Source organism: Actinomycetes bacterium, assembly GCA_036510875.1.
Classification (GTDB): domain Bacteria; phylum Actinomycetota; class Actinomycetes; order Prado026; family Prado026; genus DATCDE01.
Window position 1 is genome coordinate 1 of record DATCDE010000246.1, and the last position, 4068, is coordinate 4068.

The following is a 4068-nucleotide window of genomic DNA, read 5'->3' on the forward strand; positions in this document are numbered from 1 at the left end:
GGTGCGGCGATCTGCGAGGGGTTCGCGCATCTCGGGGACGCGGTGGCAGTCCACTGCAGTGCTAGCCGGGATGCCGCAAAGGCGCTTGTGGCGTCACTGCCCGGATCTGGCCACGTCGTGGTGCAGGCGGATCTGCGGGACGCTGACGCGGTCCGGGTGATGGTCGATGACGCAGCCGCAGCCTTGGGTGGCATTGACGTCCTCGTCAACAACGCCGGGGTCTTCGTGGCACACCCGATCGACAAGGTGACCTACGAGCAGTGGCAGCAAGCATGGGCCGACACACTGGGGGTCAACCTGGTTGGTGCGGCGAACGTGACGTGGTGCGCTGTTCGCCATATGCCAAGCGACGGCTCCGCGCGCATTGTGAACGTCGGTTCGCGAGGGGCGTTCCGTGGCGAGCCGAGGAGCCCGGCCTATGGGGCCAGTAAGGCAGCAATTGCCGCCTTCGGACAATCACTGGCCAGGGCCCTCGGGCCGTCTGGTGTGTCCGTGACCACAGTTGCTCCGGGCTTTGTCGAGACCGAAATGGCGGCAGCGTCTCTCGAGGGCGAGGCCGGGGTAATCCGCCGAGCGGAAAGCCCGCTTAACCGCAATACCACTTAGTTAGTGGGTTTGCTGGTAGTGTCGGCTCATGCCAAGAGTCGGCCAGCTGAAGCCGTCATCCGTTGACCGCCTACCGGATCGGATCGCGGTGGGGGTGTTGACGGCCACGTTCCCGCCGGCGTTGGTCGATGAGGTGCTTGCATCGACGGGTCGGGTGGAGAAACGTCACCGGCTGCTGCCGGCTCGGGTGGTGGTGTACTTCACGCTGGCGATGTGCCTGTGGGCCGACGAGGGCTACGAGGAAGTCGCCCGACTGCTGGTGGGCGGGCTGGGCAGGATGACCCGATGGCGGGGGTCGTGGCGGGTGCCGACCACGGGGGCGCTGACCCAGGCGCGTGCCAGGCTGGGTTCGGGCGTACTGAAGACGCTTTTCGAAAGGGTTGCCAAGCCGACGAGCTCGGACGGCTCGGTGGGGTCGTGGTGGCGGGAGCTGCGGCTGGTCGCGATCGACGGGACCGTGCTGGACGTGCCCGACACGGCGTCCAACGAGGCCTACTTCGGCCGGCCGGGCAGCGGCCGCGGTGAAGGGAAGGGCGCGTTCCCCCAGGCCCGGGTGGTGGCGTTGGCCGAGTGCGGCACGCACGCGATCATCGCAGCGGAGATCGGGGCCTGCACGACGGGGGAGACCACGTTGGCCCGTGGCCTGTTCGCACTGCTGGATGAGGGGATGCTGCTGCTGGTTGACCGGGGGTTCTGCGGTTACGACCTGTGGCAGGGCGCTGCCGCCACCGGCGCCCAGCTGTGCTGGCGGACCAAGTCCAATACCGTCCTGCCGGTGACCAAGGAATGCCCCGATGGGTCGTATCACTCGACTCTGCAGCCACCCCGGGGCAACCCTGGCAAGCCCATCACTGTTCGGGTAGTGGAGTACACCCTGTCCCACCCCACACGCGCACAAAACGAGCCGCCGATCCGGCTGATCACCACCCTGCTCGACCCGGCGCAGGCGCCCGCTGCCGAACTCGCGGCGCTGTACAGCCAGCGGTGGGAGGAAGAGAACGCGTTCGACGAGCTGAAGACCCACCAGCGCGGCGCCGGTCGGGTGCTTCGCTCGAAGTCACCGGAGATGGTCATCCAGGAGATCTATGCCCACCTACTCGTCTTCTACGCCATCCGAGCCCTGATCAACCAGGTGGCCGAGCCCGCCGACCTCGACCCAGACCGGGTCTCGTTCATCCGCTCCCTGCGAGTGATCCGCCGCCAGGTCACCGACCAGGCGGCCTTTTCCCCCTGAGCACCTGGCATCCGCCCTCACCGAAGCCACCTCGGAGATGCTGCAGTGGCTGAACACACGCAGGCTGCGAGTCAACCCCCGGGTGATCAAACGCAAGATGTCCAAATGGCCCCTCAAACGCGCCGGCCACCGCAACACCCCCCAGCCGCAGGCCCCGCCCACAGAGACGATCATCATCACCGGCCCCTCACGGACCGGATACAAGGAACGACGACCCCGCACGCAGCCACAAGAACAGAACTCAGACCTCGGAGACTAACTAAGTGGCATTGACCTTAAGGGTGGCTCGCGGCGGGTGAAGGAGACCAAGACGTACTCCACGATGACCCGTTCATTGCAGACCATGGCCGAACGGTTGCTGGATCTGGGGGGCGAGTGGTGCGTTCGCGGACATGGCGAAGTGCGTCGTTTGCGGGACTCGTAATCGACGATGATCGCTCCCCAGTAGCCGCTCGAGGCCCGCAGTTGACAGTGCCTCCGAAGCTCTCCGCCGCGGTCTAGGGTCTGGCTATGGATGAGAAGACGACAGACGCCCCCAAGGACAAGGACCGCGCGGCCTCCTCCACCACGACTGTGCCCGCCGACCCCGTCGACGACATCGTCACGACCGAGCACACGCTGCAGATCGGCCGCACGCAACTCGCCTACACCGCGACGACCGGTCGCGTCGTCCTGCGTGAGGAGATGTACGAGGACGGGGCCTTCACGGGGCTGAAGGCCAAGGCCGAGGTCTCCATCACGGCCTACGTCGCAGCCGTGAGCGGTGACACGCCTCGACCGGTGACGTTCGCCTTCAACGGCGGGCCGGGTTCGAGCTCGGTCTGGCTGCACCTGGGGCTCATGGGGCCGCGCCGAGTGGTGTCGGGCGACGTGGGATCGCTTCAGGCCCCGCCATTCGGACTCACCGACAACCTCGAGACCCTCCTGCGCGTCACCGACCTCGTCTTCATCGACCCGGTCTCGACCGGCTTCTCCCGCGCGGTTTCCGGTGGCAAGCCGAAGGCATACCACGGCTTCACCGCGGACCTCGAGAGCGTCGGAGAGGTAATTCGCCTCTGGACCACCCGCAACAACCGCTGGCTCTCACCGAAGTTCATCGCGGGCGAGTCGTACGGCACCGTCCGTGCCGCGGCCCTCGCGGAGCACCTCCAGACCCGTCGGGGGATGTTCCTCAACGGCGTCATCCTCATCTCGAGCGTCATCGACCTCGGGTCGATCGGCCTCCACGAGCCCGAGGACCGCGGCTACGTGGGGTTCCTCCCGACCTATGCAGCCGTCGCGCACTTCCACGGCAAGCGCGGGAAGAAGGCGCTGCGCAGCGTGCTCGCCGAGGCCGAGGACTATGCCGAGCGCACATATCCGTGGGTCCTCTCACGGGGGCACCGGCTCACCACCAAGCAGCGCACCGAGGCGGTCGGGGCCCTTGCCCGGATGACTGGGCTCAGCGAGGAGTACGTCGACTTGTCAGACCTCAGGGTCGAGCACCTCCACTTCTTCGTCGAGCTGCTCCGTCGCGAACGGCTCGTCGTCGGCCGGCTCGACAGCCGTTTCACGGGGCCGACCGGCAACGGGGTCGCGGAGAAGCTGGAGGACGACCCGAGCGTGGACGCCATGGCCGGTCCGTATGCCGCCGCGTGGAACCACTACGTGAGGGCTGAGCTCGGCTACGAGAACGACCTGCCGTACGAGCAGCTGTCGCTGAAGGCCAGCGAGGAGTGGTCGTTCAAGGAGTTCGAGGGCCGGCCCGTCGACGTCAGCGACAAGCTCGCCCGCGCGATGCGCGCCAACCCACACCTCAAGGTCCATGTCGCCTACGGCTACCTCGACGGCGCCACGCCCTACTACGCCGCGCAGGAGACCTTTGCCCACCTCGACGTGCCCACCGAGCTGCTGGCCAACATCGAGCACGCCTTCTACCCGGCGGGCCACATGATGTACGTCCACGAGCCGAGCCGGGTACAGCAGAGCAAGGACCTTGCCGCCTTTATCCGCGGGGCATCCCAGCCGCGCCGCTGAGCGCTACGCCCTCAAGACCCTATCCATCGACCTGCCCTTGGCCAGCTCGTCGACCAGCTTGTCCAGGTAGCGAATCTTCCGCATCAACGGATCGTCGACTTCTTCGACGCGCACCCCACACACCACGCCGGTGATCAACGAGGCCTGCGGATTGAGCCTTGCAGCGGCGAAGAAGCCCTCGAACGTCGTGCCCGCGGCCAGATGGTCACTCA

General features: G+C 66.8%; 4 protein-coding genes. 3 read left to right on the forward strand and 1 reads right to left on the reverse strand.

Annotated elements, in window-relative coordinates; genetic code table 11:
• From VIM19_14310 to VIM19_14320, 3 genes are all read left to right on the forward strand, one after another.
• Positions 1 to 606 (forward strand): SDR family oxidoreductase (locus VIM19_14310; protein ID HEY5186039.1); only part of this gene is annotated, 606 nt, incomplete at its 5' end.
• Between the two features lie 28 nt (positions 607 to 634).
• Positions 635 to 1840: an IS4 family transposase gene (locus tag VIM19_14315; GenBank protein HEY5186040.1), complete on the forward strand. Its 1206-nt coding sequence runs from the start codon at positions 635 to 637 to the stop codon at positions 1838 to 1840.
• A 510-nt stretch (positions 1841 to 2350) separates the two neighbouring features.
• Complete coding sequence (locus VIM19_14320; GenBank protein ID HEY5186041.1) at positions 2351 to 3856, forward strand: peptidase S10; 1506 nt, start codon at positions 2351 to 2353, stop codon at positions 3854 to 3856.
• Positions 3857 to 3859: 3 nt separating this feature from the next.
• On the opposite strand, the gene VIM19_14325 is transcribed toward VIM19_14320, so the two are convergent.
• Positions 3860 to 4068, reverse strand: a 209-nt coding sequence (locus tag VIM19_14325; protein ID HEY5186042.1) for a DUF2200 family protein, incomplete at its 5' end; no start/stop codon positions are given.